We start from the raw sequence: 25293 nt of genomic DNA on the forward strand, positions 1-25293 counted from the left end.
CGCCTGCCAGGCCTGGCCCATCACACCAGGCCCTCACCTGCATCAGTTCTTGGCCGCCGCGTCCGCCGCTGGCGCGCCCTTGGCCACGCGGATGCCGTTGGCCTTCATCCAGGCGTCGAACTGGTCGGCGCTCATCCTGTTCTCACCCTGCTGCATCAGGAACCGGTAATTGCCCAAGGCATCCTTTTCGGCGGTCGGTTCCTGCACGGTCACCGTGATCGGCTTTTCCTCGACCTGTGCCACCGGCTTGCCCGACGACGCGCAACCCACCATCGCCGCCAACGAACCCATCAACACCGACACTCCGGATACGCGGATAAGAGCTTGCATGACCATCACCTCTGGAAAACTGAGGGCCAGTCTAATCCATCACTCCAACAAATCCAGCTATTTCACTGAATTCTATGGAATAAATCAGCCGCAAGGTGCGCGTAGCGCATTCAGCTCCGCGGCATCCAGTTCCCGCCACTGCCCCTTGCCCAGCGTCCCCAGCTGCACCGGGCCGATCGCCACCCGCATCAACCGCAGCACGTCGAAGCCCAGCACCTTGAGCAGCCGGCGGATATGCCGGTTGCGGCCCTCGTCGAGCACCACTTCCAGCCAGGCATTGCGTCCGCCCTGCTGCAGCACCTGCACCGAATGCGCGGCAAGGTGTTCACCGGCATCGTCGATCCCTTCGTGCATGCGTGCCAGCTGCGCCGCATCCGGCACGCCGTCGATCTGCACGCGATAGGTCTTCAACGGCCCCGTCGCCGGGTCGGTCAGGCGCGCGGCCCACTCCGGGTCATTGCTGAAGAACAGCAGCCCTTCACTGGCCTTGTCCAAGCGCCCGACCGGCGCCAACCACGGCAAGCCCGCCCCGTCGAAGCACTGGTATACCGTCTGCCTGCCCTGCTCGTCCTGCACTGTGGTCACCAGGCCGCGCGGTTTGTTCAGGGCGATGTAGATGCGCCTTTCCGCCACCAGCGGCTGGCCATCGAGCAGCACCACGTGGCGTCCGGCAACCACGGGGAACTCCGGGTCGCGCACCAGGCGCCCATCCACGCTCACCCGCCCCTCCAGCACGCGCCGGGCCGCTTCGCTGCGCGAGCACACCCCGGCCTTGGACAGCACCCGCGCCAGTCCGTGCCGCACCTGCGTCGCCGCGGCGCCCTTGGCCGAATGCAAACGCCCGCCTGGCTTGGCCGGGCGGGCGTTCGGGGAAGACGTGGGCTTGCGCGGACGCATCAGCAGCGGCGCACGGCGCCTTCGTCCTTACTTGGTTTCGGTGGCCGGCTGCGCTGCCGGTGCCGCCTCGGCGGTGGCGGCCGCATCCGGGGCCGGGCGCGCCTTGACCACGCGCACGCCACGCGCCTTCATCCAGGCATCGAACTCCTCGGCGGTCATGCGCTTGCCGTTCTGGCTCATGTCAAAGCGCCACGGCGTGTTGTCGAACTCGGTCTGCGGCTTGTAGGCGGCCGGGTCATTGGCATTGATCGCCGGGCGGGCCGGGATCGCGCTGGCGACGTTGTTGCAGCTTTCCACGCGCAGGCGCATCAGCACGCGGTCCAGCGACTGCTCCTCGCCACCGGCCGAACTCAGCACGCCGGACGGCATGCCCAGCTGGCCCGGGCGCACGTACAGCTCCGAGGCAACCGGGGCGATCACCGTGGCCGGCAGCGGAGCGGGCTGCATCGACGGCGCCGAGCAATCCACTGCTGCGTGGGCGGCCGGCACAGCGGCCAGCACGACGAGACCAGCCAGGGCGATACGCAGCATCAGCAATTCCATTAGCGAAGAGAACGCGGCGAGTGTAGGCAGCCCCCGCACCGCTTTCAACCGCTACGTGCAGCTGTCTGCGGCTGACTGCGATCCACGTCATGCCATGCACGGTGCCGGCGCAAAAAAACAAGGCCCGGCTTTCGCCGGGCCTTGCATTGCATCAAGTGAAGCGTCCGATCAGTTCTGGACGTTCAGCTCGGTGCGGCGGTTCTTGGCGCGACCTTCCGGGTTGTCCGAACCATCAGCATTGGTGTTCGGAGCAATCGGACGGCTCTCGCCGTAGCCGATCGGGCCCTGCAGACGCGAAGCCGACACACCGTTGGTGGTCAGGTAGTCATACACGGCCTTGGCGCGGCGCTCGGACAGCTTCTGGTTGTAAGCGTCGGTACCCTTCGAGTCGGTGTGACCGGCAACTTCAACGCGCAGATCCGGGTAACGCTTCAGGATCTCGGTGGCCTCGCTCAGGATCGCAACAGCGTCCGGACGCAGGGTGGCCTTGTCGAAGTCGAAGTTCACGCCCTTCAGGTCGATGGAGACCGGCACCGGGCAACCGTCCGGACCGATGGTCTGACCCGGCTGCGAGTTCGGGCACTTGTCGTCGCAGTTGTTGACGCCGTCACCGTCGTCATCCAGGTCAGCGCAGCTCGGAGCAACCGGAGCCGGTGCCGGAGCAACAGCGGCAACCGGGGCCGGGCCCAGCGGGATCACGACGCCGACCGAAGCCAGCACGTCGCCGAACCAATCCTGGTCGTCGCCAGCCAGCGACGGAGCGATGCTCTTGTCGTCGAAGTCAGCGCGGTAGGCCAGTTCGGCACGAACGGCAACACGCTTTTCGAAGGTGGTCTGCAGACCGACGCCGACCTTGGCGGCCAGGTTGCCGTCCTTGCGGTCCAGCAGGTTGCCGGCCTGGGTCAGGTACTCTTCTTCAGACTTCTGGTAGCCCAGGCCTGCCAGCAGGTACGGGTTCCAGCCACGGCCTTCCTGGATGAAGTGGCGACGCAGGTCCAGCGAGACGCCGTACTGCGACCAGTTCTGGTCCTGGTTCTTGTCGAAGTTCGGGTTCTGGTAGTTCAGCTCACCGTCCAGCGACCAGTTCGGGCTGATGAACTTACCCAGGCCCAGCGTGGCGAACGGGGCATCGTTGGTGCCGCGATCGCCGTCCTGGAAGTTGAAGCCGGCCGAACCGGTCAGGTACCAGCGGTCGTCGAATTCCTGGGCCGAAGCGGCCTGGGCGAAAGCCAGACCACCGAGCAGTGCGGCGGTAAGGATCTTCTTGTTCATGAAATACAGCTCCTTGTTTCGGGGGTATGAAACCGGTAGAGGCATGGTCCAGCACAGCGATATCGTTCGTCGCGTTCAGAGACGGCCGTTTCCGCACGCCATCGCGGTGCACATTATGCGCTGGGCCGTGAAGGCGATGTTAACGGTCATATAACAAATTGCGCGACCACCAGACCTCTACGTGTCCGGCTGAGCGCACCGTATACAGCTTCATCAACCCGTGCAAGAGCCTGACACAGCAGGGTTTCCCGGCTTTTTGCTGCAATGCGGTCAATTTCGTCCGTTAAGCCCGTGAAAATACTGGGATGCCGTCGCAGTTACCGCCAGCTGAACCGTTTGCTGAGTATGATCCGGCGATCCCCCCTGCAACGGAACTTTCCCGCATGAAAGCGATCGGCCTGACCCGTTACCTGCCCATCGAAGATCCCGATTCGCTGCAGGACCTGTCCGTGGACCCACCTGCCAGCCCACAGGGACAGGACATCCTGGTCCAGGTACAGGCGGTATCGGTCAATCCGGTGGACACCAAGCTGCGCGCCCCCAAAGCCGGTGAGGAAAGCCCGGCCCGCATCCTGGGCTTTGACGCCGCCGGCATGGTGGTCGCGGTCGGCCCGGAGGTCACCGCGTTCGAGGTCGGCGACGAGGTGTACTACGCCGGTGACGTGACCCGCCCCGGCTGCGACGCGCAACTGCAGCTGGTGGACGAACGCCTGGTCGGGCGCAAACCCACCACGCTGGACTTCGCCGAAGCCGCCGCGCTGCCGCTGACCACCCTGACCGCCTGGGAGCTGCTGTTCCAGCGCATGCCGTTCCAGCTGGATGGCCGCCGCAATGCCGGCAGGACCCTGCTGGTGATCGCCGGTGCCGGCGGCGTCGGCTCGATCGCGATCCAGCTGGGCCGGCATGCCGGCTTCACCGTGGTGGCGACCGCCTCGCGCGAGGCCAGCGTGCAGTGGTGCCGGCTGATGGGGGCCGAACATGTAATCGACCATCGCCAGCCGCTGGCCCCGCAACTGCAGGCACTGGGCATCACCCAGGTGGATGCGGCACTGAACCTGGCCGACACCGACCTGTACTGGCAGCAGCTCGGCGAGCTGCTGGCGCCGCAGGGTCATGTCGGCCTGATCGTCGAGCCGTCCGGCGCGTTGCGCATCGGCGACCCCTACAAGGCCAAGTGCATCGGCATCCACTGGGAAATGATGTTCGCCCGTGCCCGCTTCCGCACCGCCGACATGATCGAGCAGCACCGCATCCTGACCCGCGCTGCCAGCCTGATCGATGCCGGCGAACTGCGCACCACGCTGACCGGGCGGCTCGGCAGCATCAACGCCCGGAACCTGCGCCAGGCGCACCAGCAGCTCGAGTCCGGCCGCACCATCGGCAAACTGGCGCTGGAAGGCTGGGACTGACCCCGCCGCGTTGCAGCCTGCCAGGCGGTGTCGCCGGACGATGCCGCCTCCCTTCCTGCAGGGCCGTCGCACGCGCGGCGGCCCGCCACTGGTCGACGTCCATGCCCCGCCTGTTCTTTCCCCGCCTGCTGCAACTGCTGCTCGGGCTGTTCCTGTTCGGCATCGCCTCGGCGCTGATGATCCGTGCCAGCATCGGCATCGCCCCGTGGGACGTGCTCAGCCAAGGCGTTTCCCTGCGCAGCGGGTTGTCGTTCGGCTGGGTCACCAACCTGATCGGCGTGGCGGTGCTGCTGATGTGGCTGCCACTGCGCCAACGCCCCGGGCTGGGCACGGTACTCAACGTCCTGTTGATCGGCCCCAGCGCGCAGCTCGGCCTGAACCTGCTGCCGCCGGCCAGTGGCCTGGTCTGGCAGGTCCTGCTGTTCGCCGCCGGCCTGCTGCTGATGGCGCTGGCCACCGGCCTCTACATCGGCGCCCGATTCGGTCCGGGCCCGCGCGACGGCCTGATGACCGGGTTGCATGCACGTACCGGCTGGCCGATCTGGAAAGTGCGCACCCTGATAGAAGCCAGCGCGCTGCTGCTGGGGTGGTGGCTGGGCGGCAACGTCGGCTGGGGCACGCTGGCCTTCGCCGTGTTCATCGGCCCCTTGTGCGGGCTGACCCTGCCGCTGTTCGATCGCCAGCGCGCGCTGTCCCCTGCCGCGGACGGCCGCCGGGCCTGAGCCCGTTCGCGCGGTATTGCCCAAGGCAACACACCGGACCTCAGCGCCGCTTCTGCAGCACCTGGTCGCGGATGTACCAATCGCGCAATGCCACCCCGGCAGCGACGCGGCGTGCGCGGGCCGCGGTCGCCGCGTCCGGTGCGACGCCTTCGACGGCCAGGTGACGGGCGTCCTTCCACGCATGCAATTGGGGGGTGGCGAGCGGCCACAGCACGCCCTGCGGGGTGTACAGGCGATCGAACTGGGCCAGTGCATCGCCGCCGTCCCCGGCGGCGCCCCACAGGTTGCGACCGGTGGCGAAGTACGACTGCCCCGGCAACGCCAGCGACACCACGGTCGGGATCAGGTCGGCATGCCCGGCGAAGGCGCGGGTATCGGGCACGCTGCCCGCGGGAGCGAAGGCCTGCGGCACCCGCAGCCAGGCGAACACGCGGTCCACGTCGACCTGCTCGGCCGGCAGGTCGTAGCGGTAGTGGGTCCGCAGGTTGTGGTCGCCGGCCGCGGCGATGATGGTGCGCTCGCCGAGCGGGCTTTCCCGCAACGTCTGCAGGAACGCGCCGAACTCGTCGGCCTGGTACTGGTAGGTGGTCAGCATGCGCCGCAGCTCGGCGGTGTCGGGCAGCGCGCGCGGGCCCAGTGCCGCCGGATCCTGCGGCAGCGCGCGGTGCGCGGTGTCCAGTTGGAACGGCGGGTGGTTGCTGGTGGTCAGCAACACCAGGAACAGCCGCTCGCCATCGGCATCGGCCTTGGCCAGCAGCGCCTGGGCGAAACGGAACAGCCAGGCGTCATACAGGCCCCACTCGGTGCCATCGGCCTTGGGGAACTGCTGGCGGATGTCACGCGCGTCGTAGACGCGGTCGAAGCCCTGGCGGGTGAACGTGGTGCCGATCTCACGCCAGTCGCTGCCACCGCCGTAGACGAAGGCGGTGCGGTAGCCGGCGCGCTTGAACGGCAACGCGGCGGAACTGTCGAAGGTGATGCGTGCGTTGCGGCCGACGGTCAGCGGCGTGATCGGCGACCCGAGCAGCAGGTTCTCCAGTTCCGGGTGAGTGCCGTTCTGGCCGGCGATGAAGTTGTCGAAACGGTAGCCATGGGCGAGCTCGCCACGCAGGCGTCCCAGCATGTCGTTGCCGGGGCCGTCGCTGTACAACAGGTCCTGGCCGAACGACTCCAGCAACCCGACCACCACGTGCGGCGAGCGGGACAGCGTGCGCGGCGTACCGGGTGCGGTCGGGAACAGCGCGGCCCGTACATGGCCCGGTTCACCGGAAGGCAGGCCCGCGGCGTGGGCCGCTTCCTGCAGGCTGGCGAACCCGAGCCGGTGCACGCCGACCAGCGGGTCGGTGCCGACGTCGGTTTCCTTGGCGCGCACGCGTGCGGCGCGGTAGAGCGTCAGCGGCGCGTTGAGCACCAGCGCATTGACGAACGGGTCGGCCGAGACGGTGACGTCGCGACGCACCAGCGGGAAGGTCCCCACCGAACCGCGCGCCAGCAGCAGCAACAGCACGCACTGCACGACCAGCACGGCGGCCTTGCCCCAGCCACCGGACCCGGCCGGCCAGCGCAGGCCCAGCCATTGCCCCAGCCGCGGTACCAGCCAGCCCAGCGCGAGGCCGGCAACCAGCAGGGCCAGCACGCCGGGGACGACCGGGTAGTCGTCCCAGACGGTCTGCAGGATCGCCCCGGTATCGTCCTCGAACATGCCGAAGACGATCGGGTCGAACCGCGTCTTGTAGAAGGCGTAGTAGAAGTGCTCGCAGATGGACAGTAGCGCGAACAGCAGCAGGATCGCGACCAGCAGCCATTGCGCGCAGCGCACCGCCTGCTCGCGCCGGCCCGACAACCACAGCGGTGCGGCCAGCAGGGCCACCAGCAGCGCGGACACCGCGCCGGCCACCAGGTCATAGCGCATGCCCTGCCACAGCACCGGCCACAGCAGCTCGCTGCCCCGGCCCGCGCCGGCATAGGCCAGCCACATCGAGACCCGCGCCACCGCACCGAACATGGCAATCCCTGCCACCAGCAGCCACAAGCGCGGGAACAACCTCGCCCCTGCGGGCGAAGAAATCTGTGTATTCAAAATAATGACGCCCCTGTCCTGCCAGCGCTGGAACCCGGCCGGCCGGCACGGATTGTAATCCGTTGGCAACAACCATTTGCTAGGCGGGGCGCCTTCCCCGCCAGCGGTTCCGGCGGGGTGCCAGAGCGAGGATTGAGAAAAGGCGGCCTTGCCCCTCAGAATGGGGGCATTCCGTACGCAAGCGTATCCAAGATGACGCCAGCCACCGACACCGCCTATCCGCACCTGTTCGCACCGCTGGACCTGGGCTTCACCCAGCTCCGCAACCGCATCCTGATGGGCTCGATGCATACCGGCCTGGAGGACCACAGCCGCGACTTCCCCAAGCTGGCCGCCTATTTCGGCGAGCGCGCGGCCGGCGGTGCGGCGCTGCTGGTCACCGGCGGCTTTTCACCGAACATCGCCGGCTGGCTGGCGCCGTTCGGCAGCAAGCTGTCCTGGCCCTGGGAAGTGGGCCGGCACCGCCCGGTCACCGCGGCAGTCCACGCGCACGGCGCCAAGATCTGCCTGCAGCTGCTGCATGCCGGCCGCTACGCCTACCATCCGTTGCAGGTGGCCCCCTCGAAGCTGAAGGCACCGATCAACCCGTTCACCCCGCGCGCGCTGAGCAGTTGGGGCGTGGACCGCCAGATCGCCAGCTACGCCCGCGCCGCCCGGTTGGCCCGCGAGGCCGGCTACGACGGCGTGGAGGTGATGGGCTCGGAGGGCTACCTGATCAACGAGTTCATCGCCCCGCGCACCAACAAGCGCAGCGATGCCTGGGGCGGCGACGCCAGCAAGCGCATGCGCTTTGCCGTGGAGATCGTGCGCCGGATCCGCGAGGCCTGCGGCCCGGACTTCATCATCATCTACCGGTTATCGCTGCTGGACCTGGTCGAGGACGGCAGCAACTGGGAAGAGATCCTGCTGCAGGCCAAGGCCATCGAAGCGGCCGGGGCCACGATCATCAACTCCGGCATCGGCTGGCACGAGGCGCGGGTTCCGACCATCGCCACTTCGGTGCCGCGCGCGGCGTTCACCGGCGTGACCGCCAAGCTGCGTCCGCACGTCAACGTGCCGGTGGTGGCGGTCAACCGCATCAACATGCCGGACGTGGCCGAACGGGTGCTGGCCGATGGCCACGCCGACATGGTCTCGCTGGCACGCCCGTTGCTGGCCGACCCGCACTGGCCGGCCAAGGCCCGTGCCGGGAAACCGGAGACCATCAATACCTGCATCGCCTGCAACCAGGCCTGCCTGGACCACATCTTCGTCAACAAGCGCGCTACCTGCCTGGTCAACCCGCGCGCCGCGCACGAGACTGAACTCGTCTACCGCCCGACCCCCGCGCCCAAGCGGGTAGCGGTGGTCGGCGCCGGCCCGGCCGGCCTGGCCTGCGCCACGGTCGCGGCCGAGCGTGGCCACCAGGTCACCCTGTTCGATGCCGCCGACGAGATCGGCGGGCAGTTCAATGTCGCCAAGCGCATCCCGGGCAAGGAAGAGTTCCACGAGACCCTGCGCTATTTCCGCCATCGCCTGGCCGACACCGGCGTGGACGTGCGCCTGGACACCCGCGCCGACGCCGCCACGCTGGCCGGCTTCGACGAGGTCGTGGTCGCCACCGGCATCCTGCCGCGCCGGGTGGACTTCCCCGGTGCCGACCACCCGATGGTGGTGAGCTACCTGGACGTGCTGCTGGGCCGGGTCCACGCCGCCGACAAGGTGGCGATCATCGGCGCCGGCGGCATCGGCTTCGACGTCGGCGAATTCCTGGTCCACGAAGGCCCTTCGCCGGCGCTGGACCCGGCACGCTGGATGGCCGAATGGGGCGTGGACCCGAGCTTCAGCAACCGGGGCGCGCTCACCCGCCCGCAGCCCGAAGCGCCGGCCCGCAAGGTCTGGCTGCTGCAGCGCAGCCCGGGCAAGCCCGGCGCGCGCCTGGGCAAGACCACCGGCTGGATCCACCGCGCCACGCTCAAGGCCAAGGGTGTGCAGATGCTGGGCGGGGTCGAGTACCTGGGCGTGGACGACCACGGCCTGCGCATCCGCGTGGATGGCCAGGAGCAATTGCTGGACGTGGGCACCGTGGTGGTCTGCGCCGGCCAGGAGCCGCAGCGCAGCCTGGCCGCCGAGCTGCAGGCGCAGGGCCGCAGCGTCCACATCATTGGCGGTGCCGACGTCGCCGCCGAACTGGACGCCAAGCGGGCCATCGACCAGGGCAGCCGGTTGGCCGCGGCACTCTGAGGGGCCTTGCACGCCGGGCAACCCGCCCGGCGGCGCCGCGTCACCGACCTGCGCGGCACGCACTGCCGTCCTTTCCGTGATGCAAAGCACAGTCACGGCCCGGGCGGCGGGGTCGAAAACGGTCCTGCCGTCCGGTTCCGGCCCCTGCAACAAACCTGAATGTCAAGAATCCGCATTCAGGAAAAGTTTGGGATCACCCCCCTACCTTGCGCGCACTTCTCGCTCACCCACCAGTTCCGGTGAGCAAGGCGCGGCCCTCCCCGATCTGATCGAGGGCCGCCCACGGGGCGGCCCCGATGCCACGGCCGCCTCCCCATAACGCCAAGTCGCGGTTGTCCCTGGTTCCATCCGATATCCGGAACCCGGCGGCCGTGGCCCACACGGAGCAAGGAGATTTATGAAACTGGCCTGGATTCTCTGGCTGTCGCAGATGTTGCCGCAGCCGGCAGCCGACTCGTTGTGCCTGAGCACCACCGTTTACCTGGAAGCCCGCGACCAGACCCTGCGCGGCCAACAGGCCGTCGCCGAAGTCGCCCTGCGCCGCCTCGACAGTGGCCTGTGGGGGGACTCGATGTGCCAGGTGGTGACGGCACGCAAGCAGTTCGCCCCTACCCTGGTGGCACCGGGTACCCAACTGCGCAATGACGACGCCTGGGCCGAAGCCGTCGACGTGGCCTTCGCCGCCGAGCGCAACTGGGCGCTGCCGGCCGGGGAGCGCAAGGAGATCGTGCCGGGCGCCAGCCACTTCGCCGCCCACGCCATCGCCAGCCCAAGCTGGCGCAACGCCTATCAGGTGGCCACCATCGGCGGGCACACCTTCTATAAGGTGCAGTCGCTCAAGCCGCGTTCGTCCTGAGCCCGCGTCCCAGCGTCCGGACAGTGCGTGCCACCGCGCCATCACCGGTCATTCCCCGGTTGTGGCGATAATGCGGGTCCATTCCTTTCCTCCAGGACCCGCATGAAGCTCTACACCAAGCCAGGCGCCTGCTCGCTGGCCGACCACATCACCCTGATCTGGTCCGGCCTGCCGTTCGAGGCGGAGGTTGTCGACTACGCCACCATGAAGTCGCCGGAATTCCTGGCCAGGAACCCGGCCGGTGCGGTGCCGGTGCTCGAGGACGACGGCTGGGTGCTGACCCAGAATGCCGCCATCCTGCACTACATCAGCGGCAAGGCCCCTCAGGCCGCGCTCGATGGTGGCAGCGACCTGCGCACCCGTGCCGAAGTGGACCGTTGGCTGTCCTTCGTCAACGCCGACGTGCATCCGGCCTTCCACCCGATCTTCGGTTCGACCAAGTACCTGGGCGACGAGGCGGCCATCGCGCTGACCCAGCAGAACGCGCGCGAGAAGCTGCGCGGCTACTTCCAGCGCATCAACGACCGCGTGGCACAGGTCGACTGGCTGGGCGGCACGCCGCGCCCGTCGATCGCCGATGCCTATGCCTTCGTGACCCTGCGCTGGGCCCGTGGCACCAAGGTCGACCTGAGCGGCCTGGACGCGCTGGACCGCTATGAGCAGCGCCTGCGCGCCGACGCCGCGGTGCAGGCCGCGATGCAGGCCGAAGGCCTGAGCTGAGCCTCGCGCCACCGCGCACATCACGGGCCGCCGGTACAGTTGCCGGCGGCCCGTTGCGTTTTCGGCGCCCTCGCCGGCTCAGCGCACCGACACCGTCATCATCAGCTGCGGCGTCTGCCGGTACAGGGCCGGGTACTGCTGCCTGAGCGCCTCCACCTTCGGCAGGTCGTTGATGCGCACGTACAGCGCATCCGGATGCAGCGCGAGGTAGTTCTGGTGATAGCCCTCGGCCACGTAGAACGCCTTGCCTCCGTCCACGCGGGTGGCCAATGGCGCGGGGAACACGCCACTACGCTGCAGCTGCGCGATGTAGGCCAGGCTCGCCGCACGCATGCCCGCATCGTCGGCATAGATCGCCGAACGGTACTGGCTGCCATGGTCCGGCCCCTGCCGGTTCAACTGGGTCGGGTCGTGCACCACCGAGAAGAACACCTGCATCAGCTGCGCGTAACTGACCTGGGCCGGGTCGTAGGTGACCTGCACCGCTTCGGCATGGCCAGTGGTTCCGCTGCTGACCCGCGCATAGTGGGCGTCGGCAGCGCTGCCACCGATGTAACCGGACGCCGCGCTCTGCACGCCCTTCACGTGCTGGAACACGCCCTGCACGCCCCAGAAGCAGCCACCGGCAAACACCACCCGGGCGTGCCGCATGCCAGGCTGGTGCAGGTCCGCCGCGCCGGCGGCGGCCGGCACCGGGACCTTGGCCGGCGCCGCCTGCACCGGCCGGCCCATGCCCAGCACCATCGCCATCAGCAGGCCGGCAACGGCCATCGCTATGCCGCCGGCCACCCATTTTTCCGTTGCGATCTTCATCGTCTGCTCCCGGTTCAACCAAAGGTGAAGGCGTAGGCACGCACGTCCGGATCCAGGAATTCGATCTCGAAGCTGCGTTCCTGGACATCGCCGTGTTGGCGGATCAATTGGTACAGGCGGTTCTCGTCGACACGGCCCTCACCGCTGGCCGATACGTCGCCGCCGGCGTCGGCACCGGGTGCCTTGCCATCGATGCGCACGCGGAAGCGCACCGGATGGGCCGGGTCGCGGGGCGCCAGCACCAGATGCAGGTCACGGGCATGGAAACGGAACACGATGCGACCGCCGCGCTGCTGCAGCTGCGCGTCTTCGCCCTCCACTTTCCAGCGGCCGGCGAGCGCCCACTGGTTGAGCTGCAGCGACGTCGGCGCCCGGTAGTCAGCCACCTGGCCGGGCTTCTGCCCGCCCGGCGAGGCAAAGTGCTCGGCGCGCGCATGGCCGATGTAGGTTTCCGGCGACCGCAGGTTGTCCATGTCCGCCTGCAAGGCCACGCCTTCCTGTGCGCCACCCATCATGGTCGGCGCCTCGCCGGGCAACGGGTTGCCCGCCTCGCGCAGCAGCTGGCGGATGATCTGCTCGGAGTTGGCGTAGTCGCCCTCACCGAAGTGGTGGGCACGGATGCGCCCCTGCGCATCGATGAAGTAGTGCGCCGGCCAGTAGTGGTTGTCGAAGCCGCGCCAGATCGCGTACTCGTTGTCGATGGCCACCGGATAGGTGATGCCCAGTTCCTTCACCGCACGCTCCACGTTGTCGCGGTCACGTTCGAAGGCGAACTCCGGTGCATGCACGCCGATCACCACCAGCCCGTGGTCGCGGTAGCGCTCGGCCCACTGCCGCACGTACGGCAAGGTGCGCAGGCAGTTGATGCAGGAATAGGTCCAGAAATCGACCAGCACCACCTTGCCGCGCAGCGTTGCGGCCTCCAGCGGCGGGCCGTTGAGCCAGGCCGTTGCACCGGCCAGCGAAGGCAATGCGCCCTCGACCGGCAAAGCCGCACCCGCGCTGGGGTCAGCGGCCATCATCATCATCGCCGGCCCCGCCCCGCGGGCAGGCGTGTGCCAGCGGTCCAGCAGGCCCTGCTCCAGCCGGGTGGTACTGGGCGTGGAGGCACGGGTCAGCAGCCCGGTGTCCCAGCCCATTGCGATCGCAACCACCGCCAGCAATGCCGCCGCGCCCAGGCCCCGCCGGATCCACTCGCTGGTCCCCAGCCGCCGCTTCAACGCCGCGAACACGCGCCCGCCGACCCACACTGCCAATCCCAGCGCAGTGGCCGCGCCCAGCGCATAGGCCAGCAACAGCCCGGAGGTGCCGGCATTGGCGCCCTGCAACGCCGCGCCGGTCAGGATCAGGCCGAGGATCGGCCCGGCACAAGGCGCCCACAACAGGCCAGTGGCCACGCCCAGCAGCAGCGAGGTCATCACCCCGCCCCGGCCGGCATCGGCGGCACTGTCAGCCACCGTGCCCAGCCGCGCGCCCAGCCGCTGCAGCGGCGACAACAGGCGCTCAGCCAAGGCCGGCCACAACAACGCCAGCGCGAACAGCGCCATCACCACCAGCGCGATCCAGCGCCCGACCTGGTTGGCCTGCACCACCCAATGGCTGCCGACCGCCGCCAGGCTCGCCACCACCGCGAACATCAACGCCATCCCCAGCAGCAACGGCAGGCCGCTGCGCAGGAACGGCCGGTCGGCCCGGGCGAACACGAACGGCAGCACCGGCAGGATGCAGGGGCTGAGCAGGGTGAGCACGCCACCCAGGTAAGCAAGCACGAACAGGAGCATGGAGGAATCCTTGTCGGGGAACGTGGACGGCGCTCAGGCCGCCATGAACTGCAGGGCCACGCCGTTCATGCAGTAGCGCAGGCCGGTCGGGCGCGGGCCGTCATTGAAGACATGGCCGAGATGGCCGCCGCACCGGTGGCAGTGCACGGCCGCACGCACCATGCCGAAGCTGGTGTCGCGCGCCTGTTCCACCGCGCCGTGCAGCGGTGCCCAGAAACTGGGCCAGCCGGTGCCGCTGTCGAACTTGGTGGCCGAGGAAAACAGCGGCAGCGCGCAACCGGCGCAGGCAAACGTGCCGCGCCGATGCTCGTCGTTGAGCGGGCTGCTGAACGGCCGCTCGGTGCCCTGCCCGCGCAACACCGCGTACTGCCCCGGCGTCAGCAGCTGCCGCCATTGCGCCTCGCTGTGCATGACCTCGAAGCGGTGCCCGGTGGCGGCGGTCGCCGGCGCGGCACGGCCGCAGCCACTGAGGCCGAACAGGCTGGCCGCGGCCAGGCTGCCACCGATGCCCAGCAATCTGCGACGGGTGAGGGACATGGCCAATCTCCTGGTAGGGATGATGTGCCCATGCTGTGCCCGCGACGGTCAACGAATCCTCACGCAGAGTTAAATTTTCCGTGACACATCGCCGCCGTTATCCATCGACAATGGCGCCATCTCCCCGCTGGCTCCGACCTGCCGATGAGCAGTGCAAAACGTGTCCTGATCGTCGAAGACGATGCCCACATCGCCAACCTGCTGCGCATGCACCTGCGCGACGAAGGCTATGACGTCACCCACGCCGCCACGGGTGACGAAGGCCTGCGCCTGCTCGAGGACCAGCAATGGAGCGCGCTGGTGCTGGACCTGATGCTGCCCGGCGTGGACGGGCTGGAGATCTGCCGGCGTGCGCGTGCGATGACGCGCTACACGCCGATCATCATCACCAGCGCGCGTGCCAGCGAGGTGCACCGCATCCTTGGCCTGGAACTGGGCGCCGACGATTACCTGGCCAAGCCGTTCTCGATGCTGGAACTGGTGGCACGGGTCAAGGCGCTGCTGCGCCGTGTCGAAGCCATGGCGCAGAACGCCCGCGTCGATGCCGGCGAGATCGAGACCGCCGGCGTCCGCATCGACCCGGTGGCACGCACCGCCCAGGTGGACGGCACCCCGCTGGACCTCACTCCGCGCGAGTTCGACCTGCTGTACTTCTTCGCCCGTCATCCGGACCAGGTGTACTCGCGCATGGACCTGCTCAACCAGGTCTGGGGCCATCGCCATGATGGCTACGAACACACCGTCAACACCCACATCAACCGCCTGCGCAACAAGATCGAACGCGACCCGGCCGAACCGCGGCGCATCCTCACCGTGTGGGGGCGCGGCTACAAGCTGGCCAGCGACGACGGGAGCACGGCATGAACCGGCTCACCCTCTCCCAGCGCCTGTCGGTGGTGTTCTGCGCATTGCTGCTGGTGTGCTGCGGCGCGTTGGCGTGGATACAGATGCGCAGCACGCGCATGCACGAGCAGGAAACCGTGCAGCGCCTGTCGCGCGGCCTGGCCGAGCACATCGCGCGCCGCGGCGAATTGATGGATGCCGGCGGCATGCGCGAAGGCGAGGTCCGCGCGCTGTTCGGCAAGCTGATGGCGGTCAACCCCAGCGTCGAGGTCTACCTGCTCGACGACCAGGGCCGCATCCTCGGCCACGACGCGCCGGATGGGCACCTCAAGCGCGACCGCGTCGACCTGGCCCCGGTGCAGGCGCTGCTGGCTGGCGCGGCCTTGCCGATCCTCGGCGACGACCCGCGCAGCCTCGGCGGGCGCAAGGTGTTCAACGCCGCGCCGCTGGTCGTGCAGGGCCGCCAGGTCGGCTACATCTACGTGGTGCTGGTCGGCGAACAACACGAGGCATTGGCCGCGAACGTCGCCGCCAGCACCAGCCTGCGCACCACGTTGTGGTCGCTGGCCATCGTCGCGGGGGTCGGCCTGCTCGCCGGCGTGGTCGCCTTCCGCTGGGTGACGCGGCCGCTGCGCCAGCTCACCGATGACATCCAGGCCTTCGACATGGAAGCCGGCGCACCGGCCAGGCTGCCCGCACCGCGCGCCCCGCGGCCGGGCGAACGCGATGAACTCACCATCCTGCAGCACAGCTTCACCCACATGGCCCAGCGCATCGGCGAGCAATGGCAGCAGCTGCGCCAGCAGGACCTGCAACGACGCGAACTGGTCGCCAACATCTCGCACGACCTGCGCACGCCGCTGTCCTCGCTGCATGGCTATCTGGAAACGCTGGCGCTCAAGGACGCCACGCTCAGCCCCGAGGAACGCCAGCGCTACCTCGCCATCGCCCTGTCACAGAGCAACAAGGTCGGCCGGCTGGCGCAGGCACTGTTCGAACTGGCGCGGCTGGAGCACGGCGGCGTGGTGTTGGACCTGCAGGCCTTCTCGCTGCCGGACCTGGTCCAGGACGTGTTCCAGAAATTCGAACTGGCCGCGCAGGCGCGCCGGCAATCGCTGCGCGCCGGGATCCCGGCCGGGCTGCCCGCCGTGGAGGCCGACCTGGGACTGATCGAGCGCGTGCTGACCAACCTGCTCGACAACGCCATCCGCCACACGCCGGAAGGCGGGCACGTGCAGGTGACCCTGCAGGCCGTTGCCGGCGAGGTACAGGTCAGCGTTTCCGATACCGGCCCGGGCATTGCCCCGGAGCGGCGCGCGCAGTTGTTCAGCACGCCGCCGGCACTGGGCAGCCAGCGCCCGGACAGCGGCGGGCTGGGCCTGTTGATCGTGCACCGCATCCTTCAGCTGCACCACCGCCGGATCACGCTCGCCGACGGCGACGAAGGCGCGCGCTTCGAGTTCTCGCTGCCCGTCGCCGGAAGGCACCCGCGCCCGTCCGGCAACTGATCGCCGTCCATCACCGGCGGCCATGCCTCAACCAATCTCGCGGATCACCTCACCCTGCCCGTCGCGCAGCAGCGTCGGCCGTACCTCCACCTGCAAGCGTCCGCCCGGCAGCGGGTAGAGGCCGCGCTCGGGCCGCACACTGGCCAGCATCGCCGCCAGGCTGGCATCGGACAGCACGCAGCGCACGCTGTCGGCGTCACTCTGCACATCGTCGGCGACACCCGGCTCGAAACGCCACTGGCGGTCATTGGCCAGGATCAGCAGCGGTTTGTCGTGATGCAGGCGCAACGGCAGCAGTTCCAGCACGCTGGCGACCTGGCCGGCGCCCAGCACCAGCGTGGTCAGTGGCCCTTCGACCGACCAGTCCAGCATCTCCACGAACAACATGCCGGTGCTGGAGCCTTCCCGCTGGCTGCCTGCCTCCAGTTGCGCCGCCACCGCCGGATCCTCCAGCAGCGAGGGCCGCGCCAGCTCGGTGATCCACAGCGGCATCGCCGGCAGGAACACATCCAGCACGCCCTGCGTGGACCAACGCTTGACCGCCGCCATCTCCTCGTCGGTCAGGCCGACCAGCTGCAGGAACGCGAGCCGGCCGTTGGCGCTGGGGATCGGCGGCAGCTGCGGGTCGTTCACGAATGCCAGGTGGCGCAGCTGGGTGGGGCTGTCCAGCGCGATCGGGCCATTGGCATCGAGGTGGTGCCCGGCTTCGAACACGTTGCCACTGCTGAACACATAGCGCGCGAGGTTCTGCAGCAGGTTCATCGGCCAGCTCGGCGGGGTGCCTTCACGGTGTTCGCCAGGTTGGGCGGCCAGCCGGAAGGTCAGCTCGAAGCCGAAGCCGCTTTCCTCCAGGTCCTCGCTCTGCTTGTCGTACAGCTCGGAGAACCCGTAGGTGACGTAATGCCAGTGCGGCTGCGGCGCATCGTTCCAGTAGATGCTGATCCCATCCAGCGGATCATTGCCACCGAGCGTATGCGACACCACGGTGCCGTAGTGCCTCGGCTCCTGCCCCGGGTACAGCGCCGCCAACGCGGCGTTGATGGCATCCCATCCCGCGGTGCTGATCCCGCCGTTGTCCTGCTGGTCCATGCCTGCTGCTCCACTGGGTACGAGCGGCCATGATAGTGCCCGTGCGGTGGATCGCCGGCATGCCGCGCGGCGGTCAGGCCAGTACCTTGGCGCGCGTCTCTTCCAGCCAACGGCTGGCGAATGCCGGGCTCTTGGCCTTGCCCAGCGCACCGGCCACGTCCGGCCACAGCTGTTCCAGCCCCGGTGCATCGCGGCAACGGTCGATCCTGAGCTGGATCATGTAGCCCTTCAGGCCCAGGTGCTTGCGAACCGTTTCGGACATCCAGTCACGCAACTGCTGGTAGCGCAGCGGATCGTCGCCCAGATGGCTGGTCAGCGGAGCCACCGGCGCCGCCGGTGCCCGATCGACGCTGCCACCGACCACTTCGATCAGCCCCAGCGCCGAGAGTTGTTCAAGCACGTCATCCGGCGCACGCAGCCCCAGCGCCATCTGCCGCAGTTCGTTGCCGTCACGCTGCCCGTCCACCAGCAGCAGTACCGACCGCAACCCTGCGGCCAGGCGCAGGCCACGGTCCTCGATTTCCTGGCGGCCAGCGGCCGTCTTGGCATGGATCAATGCCATTCCCCCTCCTCGGTTGTGCATCGCAAACACGGCACGCGCCATTGACCCGGGGCCCCCGCCCCGGATCCGCTTACCTGTACACGTACCGCCCCCTTGCGATCGCCGCCCTTGCGGCCCACCGGCCCGGCTGCGCTAGGTCCCCAGCGCGCGGCGGATTTCCTCCAGAGCGCCCGGGTCGTCGAGTGTCGACAGGTCCCCCGGGTCGCGCCGTTCCGCCAATGCCTGCAACGAACGCCTCAGCAGCTTACCCGAACGCGTCTTGGGAAGCGCGTTGACGATATGCACGTGGGCCGGACGGGCCACCGCTCCCAGCGAGCCGGTCACCCGTTGCACCATCTCCGCGGCCAGCCCCTCGACCTCCTCGGCCGTGGCGGCCTGCTTCAGGGTGACGAACACCAAGGGCACCTGGCCCTTGAGCTCATCGTGCACGCCGATCACCGCCGCCTCGGCCACCCGTGGATGCCCGGAGATGGCCTCCTCGATCTCGCGCGTGCCCAGCCGGTGCCCGGCCACGTTGATCACGTCATCGGTGCGGCCAAGGATGAAGGTGTAGCCGTCCTCGTCGCGGATCGCCCAGTCCAGCGAGCTGTACAGCAGCTCCTTGAAGTGGCTGAAATAGCTCTTGAGGAAGCGATCGTCGTCGTTCCAGACCGTGCTCATGCATCCCGGCGGCAACGGCGGCTGGATCACCAGCACGCCCTTCTGGCCCGGTGCCACTTCCGCCCCGCTCTGCTCGTCGATCACCTTCATCCGGTAACCCAGGTTGGGGAAGCCGGGGGAGCCGAACTTCACCTGCTTCATCTCCAGCCCCGGCAACAGGGTCAGCGCCGGCCAACCGGTTTCGGTCTGCCAGTAGTTGTCGATCACCGGTTTGTGCAGCGCACCGCTGATCCACTGCGCGGTCGGCTCGTCCAGCGGCTCGCCGGCCAGGAACAGGTACTTCAGCTCGGACAGGTCGTGGCGATGGATGAAGTCTACGTCGTGCTTCTTCAACACGCGGATGGCCGTGGGCGAGGAGAACATCGTGCGCACGCCGTACTGCTCGCACAGCGCCCACCAGATGCCGGCATCCGGATGGATCGGCAGGCCTTCGTATAACAGCGACGTGCAGCCACCAATCAGCGGCCCGTACACGTTGTAGGAATGCCCCACCGCCCAGCCAACATCGGACGTGGAGAACATCACCTGCCCCGGCGCGCAGTCGAACACCGTGCGCATCGACTGCGCCATCGCCACCGCGTAGCCCCCCACGTCACGCTGCACGCCCTTCGGCTTGCCGGTGGTGCCCGAGGTATACAGCAGATAGCTGGGCTCGTTGGATTCCAGCCACTCCACCGGCACCTCCGCCTCACCCACCTGCGCGCGCAGCGTGGCGTAGTCCTCGTCACGGCCGGGCACCTTCGGCTCGGCGGCATCCAGCCCGCGCGAGACGATCAGCACCTTCGGCGGCGGGGCCTGCGCTTCCGCACAGGCGGCATCGACCATCGGCTTGTAGGGGATCACCTTGCCGCCGCGCATGCCGGCATCGGCGGCGATCAGCAGCTTTGGCTGGGCATCGTCGATGCGCAGCGCCAAGTTGTGCGCGGCAAAACCGCCGAACACCACCGAGTGCACCGCGCCGATGCGTGCGCAGGCGAGCATCGCGAACACCGCCTCGGCCATGTTCGGCATGTAGATCACCACCCGGTCACCACGGCCGACCTCCAGCCGCTTGAGCACCGCGGCGAAGGCGTTCACTTCGCGGTACAGCTCGCGGTAGGTGATCTCGCGGGTGATGTTGGTCTCGGTGGAAATGGCGACCAGCGCCAGCTGGTCGGCACGTTCGGCCAGGTGCCGGTCGACCGCGTTGTAGCAGAGGTTGGTTTCACCACCGACGAACCAACGCCGGAACGGTGGATTGGAGTAGTCCAGGATCTGCTGCGGTGGACGATGCCAATGGATCGCCTTGGCCTCCTCGGCCCAGAACGCCTCCGGCGCTTCGATGGAACGGCGGTAGATCTGCTCGTACTGCATGACACCCTCCGGAACCTGCCTGGCCTGAGCCGAGCATAGTCCGGAGGACTGGGCCGCTCCCTGCGACGATGGTCGTACGACCAAAGCCGGCCCTCACCCCAACCCCTCTCCCGCGTGCGGGACTAGTGCCGTACGCGCCGCAGCAATTCGAGCCCCTCTCCCGCACGCGGGAGAGGGGTTGGGGTGAGGGTCGCTCCTGCCTCAAAAAGGGCTTTTCGAAACAAACTCCACAACCTGCCCGCTCACCGGGTGCACGAACCCCAACCGGCACGCATGCAGCTGCACGCGCCCTGCCGGCTGCGCCCCGTACATCACGTCACCCACGATCGGGTGGCCCAGGCTGGCCATGTGCAGCCGCAGTTGGTGGCTACGCCCGGTCACCGGCTCCAGCTCGACCCGCGTGCGTTGCGCCTCCACATCCCGCGCCAGCACCCGCCAGCGCGTCAACGCCGGCTTGCCGCGTTCGAAGTCCACCATCTGCCTGGGCCGGTTCGGCCAATCACAGATCAAAGGCAACGCGACTTCACCGGCATCCCCTTCGATCACCCCCTGCACCACGGCCTCGTAGCGCTTGCTGACCACGCGCTTTTCGAACTGCGCCGACAACGCCGCCTGTATCCCCTTGCCGCGCGCATACAACATCAGCCCCGAGGTCACCTGGTCCAACCGGTGCACCGTCAACGCATCCGGATACAGCACCTGCAGGCGCGACACCAGGCAATCCTGGTTCTCCGGCAGGCGGCCGGGCACGGACAGCAACCCGGCCGGCTTTTCGGCGACCAGCAGGGAGTCGTCAAGGTAATGGAGGATGGTTTCGTCGTTCATGCCGATCAACACAGCGCCTGGCATTGCAATACGCAGTGCCCTACAAAAAAGGGGAAGCCGTAGCTTCCCCTTTCCATTGCATCACGCTGGCGCGCTGCGATCAGAGCAGGTCGGCCACGCCGGCGCGCTCTTCTTCCAGCTCGCCCAGGGTGATGTCGATGTACTTCTTGGAGAAGTCGTCGATCGGCAGGTCCTTGATGATCGTGTACTGGCCGTTCTCGGTGGTCACCGGGAAGCCGAACACCACGCCTTCGGGGATGCCGTAGGAGCCGTCGGACGGCACGCCCATGGTCACCCACTTGCCGTTGCTGCCCAGCACCCAGTCATGGACGTGGTCGATGGCGGCGTTGGCGGCCGAGGCGGCCGAGGACAGGCCACGGGCGGCGATGATGGCCGCGCCGCGCTTGCCGACGGTCGGGATGAAGGTGCTGGCGTTCCATTCCTGGTCGTTGATCAGCTCGGCCACCGAGGCGCCGCCGGTGGTGGCGAAGCGGTAGTCCGGGTACATGGTCGGGCTGTGGTTGCCCCACACGGTGAACTTCTCGAAGCTGTCCACGGTCTTGCCGGTCTTGGCAGCCAGCTGGCTCAGCGCACGGTTGTGGTCCAAGCGCAGCATGGCGGTGAAGTTCTTCGGATCCAGGTCCGGGGCCGACTTCATGGCGATGTAGGCATTGGTGTTGGCCGGGTTGCCGACCACCAGCACCTTCACATCGCGCTTGGCGACGGCGTTCAGGGCCTTGCCCTGCACGGTGAAGATCTTGGCGTTTTCCAGCAGCAGGTCCTTGCGCTCCATGCCCGGGCCGCGCGGACGCGCGCCAACCAGCAGGGCCACGTCGACGTCCTTGAAGGCCACCAGCGGGTCAGCGGTGGTCACCACGCCGGCCAGCAGCGGGAAGGCGCAGTCTTCCAGTTCCATGACCACGCCCTGCAGGGCGGCCTGGGCCTTTTCGTTGTCGATCTCGAGCAGCTGCAGGATGACCGGCTGGTCCTTGCCCAGCATTTCGCCGGAAGCGATGCGGAACAGCAGGGCGTAACCGATATTGCCGGCAGCGCCGGTTACGGCAACACGAACGGGTGCTTTCATGGGGGTTTCCTCTGCTAAGAAGCGTTTTGTGGGGTCAAACCCGGCCGCCGCCGCACGGCGGAAACCGGGCCTCAAGCAAAAACGGCCGCCTGCACGGCGACCGTCGAATCCGGATCAGGCCGAGAGGACCTTGTTCCACTCAGCGACGCGGTCGGCCTTGGCGGCCAGCACGGCGTCGACATCGCCTTCGATGGTGATCTTGTTGATCGCATCACCCTGCTTGACCGCATCGACCACGTCCAGGCCTTCGAGCACCTTGCCGAACACGGTGTGCTTGCCGTCCAGCCAATCGGTCTTGATGTGGGTGATGAAGAACTGGCTGCCGTTGGTGTTCGGGCCGGCATTGGCCATGGACAGCACGCCGCGCTCATGGCGCACGCCGTTGTTGGTCTCGTCCTCGAAGCGGTAGCCCGGGCCGCCGCGGCCGGAGCCTTCCGGGCAGCCGCCCTGGATCATGAAGTCGGCGATCACGCGGTGGAACGCCAGGCCGTCGTAGAAGCCGTGCTTGGCCAGGTTGACGAAGTTGGCGACGGTCAGCGGCGCCTTGTCGGCGAACAGCTCGACCTTGATCGGGCCGCGGGACGTATCGAAGTGGGCGATCAGGGACATGTGGATCCTTGGGAAGTGTGTGTTTCCAGAGCCGCCTAGTTTACACCTCACTTTCCGGCCTCGCCCCCTGCCCAGGCGCCGGAGGCTGGCCTGTCGGGGGGCGTCAAGGCTTGCTGAATGGGCCATTCCGCCGGTCACACGGATTTTTCGCGAAACGTCATTGTCGACGTATAATGTTGAACTCATTTCTCCAAATCCGGCGCCGACTGGCCCCCTTTCGCATGTCCATCGAAAATCTTCGCAACATCGCCATCGTCGCCCACGTCGACCATGGCAAGACCACCCTCGTCGACCAGCTGCTCAAGCAGTCCGGCACCCTGTCCGAGCGCACCGTGCTGGCCGAGCGCGTGATGGACAGCAACGACCAGGAAAAGGAACGCGGCATCACCATCCTGGCCAAGAACACGGCCATCAAGTGGAATGGCAACCGCATCAACATCGTCGACACCCCCGGACACGCCGACTTCGGCGGTGAAGTGGAGCGCGTGCTGTCGATGGTCGACTCGGTGCTGATCCTGGTCGACGCGATGGACGGCCCGATGCCGCAGACCCGCTTCGTCACCCAGAAGGCCTTCGCGATGGGCTTCAAGCCGATCGTCGTGGTCAACAAGGTCGACCGCCCGGGCGCCCGTCCGGACTGGGTCATCGACCAGGTGTTCGACCTGTTCGACAAGCTCGGCGCCACCAACGAGCAGCTGGACTTCCCGATCGTCTACGCCTCGGGCCTGAACGGCTACGCCGGCCTGGAAGACACCGTCCGTGACGGCGACATGACCCCGCTGTACGAAGCGATCATGAAGTACGTGCCGGTGCCGGAAGTCGAGGCCGATGGCCCGTTCCAGATGCGCATCAGCCAGCTGGACTACAACAACTTCGTCGGCGTGATCGGCATCGGCCGCATCCAGCGCGGCAAGGTCAGGAAGAACCAGCCGGTCATCGTGATCGACCGTGAAGGCAAGAAGCGCCAGGGCAAGGTCCTGCAGGTGCTGGGCTTCATGGGCCTGGAGCGCATCGAGGTCGAGGAAGCCCAGGCCGGCGACATCATCGCCATCTCCGGCATCCAGGAGCTGACCATCTCCGACACCGTCTGCGCCCTGGACAACCCCGAAGCGCTGCCGGCGCTGACCGTCGACGAGCCGACCATCTCGATGACCTTCCAGGTCAACAACTCGCCGTTCGCCGGCAACAAGGACCTGTCCGGCGGCAAGTTCCTGACCAGCCGCCAGCTCAAGGAGCGCCTGGAGCGCGAGACCGTGCACAACGTGGCACTGAAGGTCGAGCAGCTCGAAGACGCCGACAAGTTCCTGGTCTCCGGCCGTGGCGAACTGCACCTGTCGGTGCTGATCGAAACCATGCGTCGTGAAGGCTACGAGCTGGCCGTCTCGCGCCCGGAAGTGATCATCAAGGAAATCGACGGCCAGATGATGGAGCCGATCGAGCAGCTGGTGGTGGATATCGAAGAGCAGCATCAGGGCGGCGTGATGGAGAAGCTCGGCACCCGCAAGGCGCTGCTGGAGAACATGGAACCGGACGGCAAGGGCCGCGTGCGCCTGGACTTCAAGATCCCGGCGCGTGGCCTGATTGGCTTCCAGAACGAGTTCAAGACCCTGACCCAGGGTTCGGGCCTGCTGTTCCACGTGTTCGACCACTACGGCCCGAAGGAACAGGGCGCCATCGCCAAGCGCCTGAACGGCGTGATGATCGCCAATGCCCCGGGTGCCACCCCGGCCTACTCGCTGGGCCCGCTGCAGGAACGCGGCAAGCTGTTCGCCGCTGAAGGCGACAACGTGTACGAAGGCCAGCTGATCGGCATCCACTCCAAGGACAACGATCTGACCGTCAACGCGATCAAGACCAAGCCGCTGACCAACATGCGCGCTTCGGGCAAGGACGACGCGATCCAGCTGACCCCGGCGATCAAGTTCTCGCTGGAACAGGCCCTGGACTTCATTGATGACGACGAACTGGTCGAAATCACCCCGAAGGAAATCCGCCTGCGCAAGAAGCACCTGACCGAGAGCGACCGCAAGAAGGCCTCGCGCGCGGGCTGATCCACTTGGCCGGCAACACGCCCTACAACCCGGATCCGCATGCGCATCCGGGTCTGGCAGCCATCGCGCTGCTGGAAGCGGGAAAGGCCGTCCTGGCCTTTCTCGCCGCCGCTGGCCTGGAAATCTCCGGGCCGGCGCCGCTGCGCACCATCATCAATGCGCTGATCCTGCGCATCGGCGGCGATCCCGAGCAGGGCTCGTTCTCCTCGCTGCTGAACCTGATCACCCCCGACACCGTGCACCTGGGCGCCGCCGCCCTGGTCGGCTATGGCCTGCTACGCGTGCTCGAGGCCTGGGGCCTGTGGCGCGCCAAGGCCTGGGCCTCCTGGCTGGGCTGCATCTCCGCCGCCCTGTACCTGCCACTGGACGTGTACGCCATCATCAAGCACCCCGGCTGGGCCTCCTGGCTGCTGCTGGCGGTCAACGTCCTCGTGGTCTGGGTCCTGGCCCGCGATATCGGCAAGCGCCGCAAGCACTGAGCCACGCCTGGTCGTGCCGAGTCATGCTCGGCATGGGCCTTCCCCGC

The 25293-nt window shown here is 67.8% G+C and carries 23 protein-coding genes; 9 read left to right on the forward strand and 14 right to left on the reverse strand.

Going from position 1 to position 25293, the window contains the following annotated elements; all coding sequences use genetic code 11:
* Nucleotides 1-42: 42 nt before the first annotated feature.
* From IB227_RS05355 to IB227_RS05370, 4 genes are all read right to left on the reverse strand, one after another.
* Entirely contained in the window at nucleotides 43-330 is a 288-nt protein-coding gene (locus tag IB227_RS05355; RefSeq protein ID WP_132862539.1) for a hypothetical protein, read from the reverse strand.
* 84 nt (nucleotides 331-414) lie between these two features.
* A complete protein-coding gene (locus IB227_RS05360) occupies nucleotides 415-1227 on the reverse strand; it encodes a pseudouridine synthase (RefSeq protein WP_192286572.1) in 813 nt (270 codons plus the stop codon).
* Between the two features lie 27 nt (nucleotides 1228-1254).
* Complete coding sequence (locus IB227_RS05365) at nucleotides 1255-1758, reverse strand: hypothetical protein (RefSeq protein WP_192286573.1); 504 nt, start codon at nucleotides 1756-1758, stop codon at nucleotides 1255-1257.
* A gap of 180 nt (nucleotides 1759-1938) precedes the next feature.
* The gene (locus IB227_RS05370) at nucleotides 1939-3042 is read right to left on the reverse strand and encodes an OmpA family protein (RefSeq protein WP_192286574.1); all 1104 of its coding nucleotides are present in this window, start codon (nucleotides 3040-3042) and stop codon (nucleotides 1939-1941) included.
* Between the two features lie 383 nt (nucleotides 3043-3425).
* Here IB227_RS05370 and IB227_RS05375 point away from each other — a divergent pair, with 383 nt between their 5' ends.
* Nucleotides 3426-4451, forward strand: coding sequence for a zinc-binding alcohol dehydrogenase family protein (locus tag IB227_RS05375; RefSeq protein ID WP_192286575.1), 1026 nt, complete (start codon nucleotides 3426-3428; stop codon nucleotides 4449-4451).
* Nucleotides 4452-4552: 101 nt separating this feature from the next.
* Nucleotides 4553-5173, forward strand: a complete 621-nt coding sequence (locus IB227_RS05380) for a hypothetical protein (RefSeq protein WP_192286576.1) — start codon at nucleotides 4553-4555, stop codon at nucleotides 5171-5173.
* 40 nt (nucleotides 5174-5213) lie between these two features.
* Here the strand turns inward: IB227_RS05380 and IB227_RS05385 are convergent, their stop codons facing one another.
* A complete protein-coding gene (locus IB227_RS05385; protein WP_192286577.1) occupies nucleotides 5214-7193 on the reverse strand; it encodes an LTA synthase family protein in 1980 nt (659 codons plus the stop codon).
* A gap of 252 nt (nucleotides 7194-7445) precedes the next feature.
* Here IB227_RS05385 and IB227_RS05390 point away from each other — a divergent pair, with 252 nt between their 5' ends.
* The 3 genes from IB227_RS05390 to IB227_RS05400 all read left to right on the forward strand — a co-directional run bounded on the left by IB227_RS05390 (nucleotide 7446) and on the right by IB227_RS05400 (nucleotide 11052).
* Entirely contained in the window at nucleotides 7446-9476 is a 2031-nt protein-coding gene (locus IB227_RS05390) for an NADPH-dependent 2,4-dienoyl-CoA reductase (RefSeq protein WP_192286578.1), read from the forward strand.
* A 397-nt stretch (nucleotides 9477-9873) separates the two neighbouring features.
* Nucleotides 9874-10332 (forward strand): cell wall hydrolase, encoded by a 459-nt coding sequence (locus IB227_RS05395; protein ID WP_132862532.1) that lies wholly within the window; start codon nucleotides 9874-9876, stop codon nucleotides 10330-10332.
* A 102-nt stretch (nucleotides 10333-10434) separates the two neighbouring features.
* On the forward strand, nucleotides 10435-11052 hold the full coding sequence (locus IB227_RS05400; protein WP_192286579.1) for a glutathione S-transferase N-terminal domain-containing protein: 618 nt from the start codon (nucleotides 10435-10437) through the stop codon (nucleotides 11050-11052).
* Between the two features lie 78 nt (nucleotides 11053-11130).
* Here the strand turns inward: IB227_RS05400 and msrA are convergent, their stop codons facing one another.
* From msrA to msrB, 3 genes are read right to left on the reverse strand one after another with little or no spacing between them, the layout of a single operon-like run.
* Nucleotides 11131-11865, reverse strand: a complete 735-nt coding sequence (msrA, locus tag IB227_RS05405; protein ID WP_192286580.1) for a peptide-methionine (S)-S-oxide reductase MsrA — start codon at nucleotides 11863-11865, stop codon at nucleotides 11131-11133.
* Nucleotides 11866-11879: 14 nt separating this feature from the next.
* Nucleotides 11880-13646 (reverse strand): cytochrome c biogenesis protein DipZ, encoded by a 1767-nt coding sequence (locus IB227_RS05410; protein WP_192286581.1) that lies wholly within the window; start codon nucleotides 13644-13646, stop codon nucleotides 11880-11882.
* 33 nt (nucleotides 13647-13679) lie between these two features.
* On the reverse strand, nucleotides 13680-14183 hold the full coding sequence (gene msrB, locus IB227_RS05415; protein WP_192286582.1) for a peptide-methionine (R)-S-oxide reductase MsrB: 504 nt from the start codon (nucleotides 14181-14183) through the stop codon (nucleotides 13680-13682).
* 144 nt (nucleotides 14184-14327) lie between these two features.
* On the opposite strand from msrB, the gene IB227_RS05420 reads away from it, so the two are divergent.
* Both IB227_RS05420 and IB227_RS05425 read left to right on the forward strand, forming a co-directional pair.
* Nucleotides 14328-15047, forward strand: coding sequence for a response regulator transcription factor (locus IB227_RS05420; RefSeq protein ID WP_192286583.1), 720 nt, complete (start codon nucleotides 14328-14330; stop codon nucleotides 15045-15047).
* The gene (locus IB227_RS05425) at nucleotides 15044-16534 is read left to right on the forward strand and encodes an ATP-binding protein (protein WP_192286584.1); all 1491 of its coding nucleotides are present in this window, start codon (nucleotides 15044-15046) and stop codon (nucleotides 16532-16534) included. The genes IB227_RS05420 and IB227_RS05425 overlap by 4 nt, the downstream gene beginning before the upstream one ends.
* A 27-nt stretch (nucleotides 16535-16561) precedes the next feature.
* On the opposite strand, the gene IB227_RS05430 is transcribed toward IB227_RS05425, so the two are convergent.
* From IB227_RS05430 to IB227_RS05455, 6 genes are all read right to left on the reverse strand, one after another.
* Nucleotides 16562-17623 carry a suppressor of fused domain protein gene (locus tag IB227_RS05430; RefSeq protein ID WP_192286585.1) on the reverse strand — a complete coding sequence of 354 codons (1062 nt, stop codon included), beginning with the start codon at nucleotides 17621-17623 and terminating at the stop codon, nucleotides 16562-16564.
* 73 nt (nucleotides 17624-17696) lie between these two features.
* Nucleotides 17697-18185 (reverse strand): hypothetical protein, encoded by a 489-nt coding sequence (locus tag IB227_RS05435; RefSeq protein ID WP_192286586.1) that lies wholly within the window; start codon nucleotides 18183-18185, stop codon nucleotides 17697-17699.
* A 132-nt stretch (nucleotides 18186-18317) separates the two neighbouring features.
* A complete protein-coding gene (prpE, locus tag IB227_RS05440) occupies nucleotides 18318-20198 on the reverse strand; it encodes a propionate--CoA ligase (RefSeq protein ID WP_192286587.1) in 1881 nt (626 codons plus the stop codon).
* A gap of 201 nt (nucleotides 20199-20399) precedes the next feature.
* A complete protein-coding gene (locus tag IB227_RS05445) occupies nucleotides 20400-21023 on the reverse strand; it encodes an RluA family pseudouridine synthase (protein WP_192286588.1) in 624 nt (207 codons plus the stop codon).
* Between the two features lie 100 nt (nucleotides 21024-21123).
* Complete coding sequence (locus IB227_RS05450; protein ID WP_192286589.1) at nucleotides 21124-22107, reverse strand: malate dehydrogenase; 984 nt, start codon at nucleotides 22105-22107, stop codon at nucleotides 21124-21126.
* Between the two features lie 114 nt (nucleotides 22108-22221).
* Nucleotides 22222-22716, reverse strand: coding sequence for a peptidylprolyl isomerase (locus tag IB227_RS05455; RefSeq protein WP_192286590.1), 495 nt, complete (start codon nucleotides 22714-22716; stop codon nucleotides 22222-22224).
* Between the two features lie 221 nt (nucleotides 22717-22937).
* On the opposite strand from IB227_RS05455, the gene typA reads away from it, so the two are divergent.
* Both typA and IB227_RS05465 read left to right on the forward strand, forming a co-directional pair.
* Nucleotides 22938-24767, forward strand: a complete 1830-nt coding sequence (gene typA, locus IB227_RS05460; RefSeq protein WP_192286591.1) for a translational GTPase TypA — start codon at nucleotides 22938-22940, stop codon at nucleotides 24765-24767.
* Between the two features lie 5 nt (nucleotides 24768-24772).
* Nucleotides 24773-25246, forward strand: a complete 474-nt coding sequence (locus tag IB227_RS05465) for a DUF2127 domain-containing protein (RefSeq protein WP_132862518.1) — start codon at nucleotides 24773-24775, stop codon at nucleotides 25244-25246.
* Nucleotides 25247-25293: the final 47 nt, after the last annotated feature.

Source organism: Stenotrophomonas sp. STM01 (genome assembly GCF_014852135.1).
Classification (GTDB): domain Bacteria; phylum Pseudomonadota; class Gammaproteobacteria; order Xanthomonadales; family Xanthomonadaceae; genus Stenotrophomonas; species Stenotrophomonas capsici.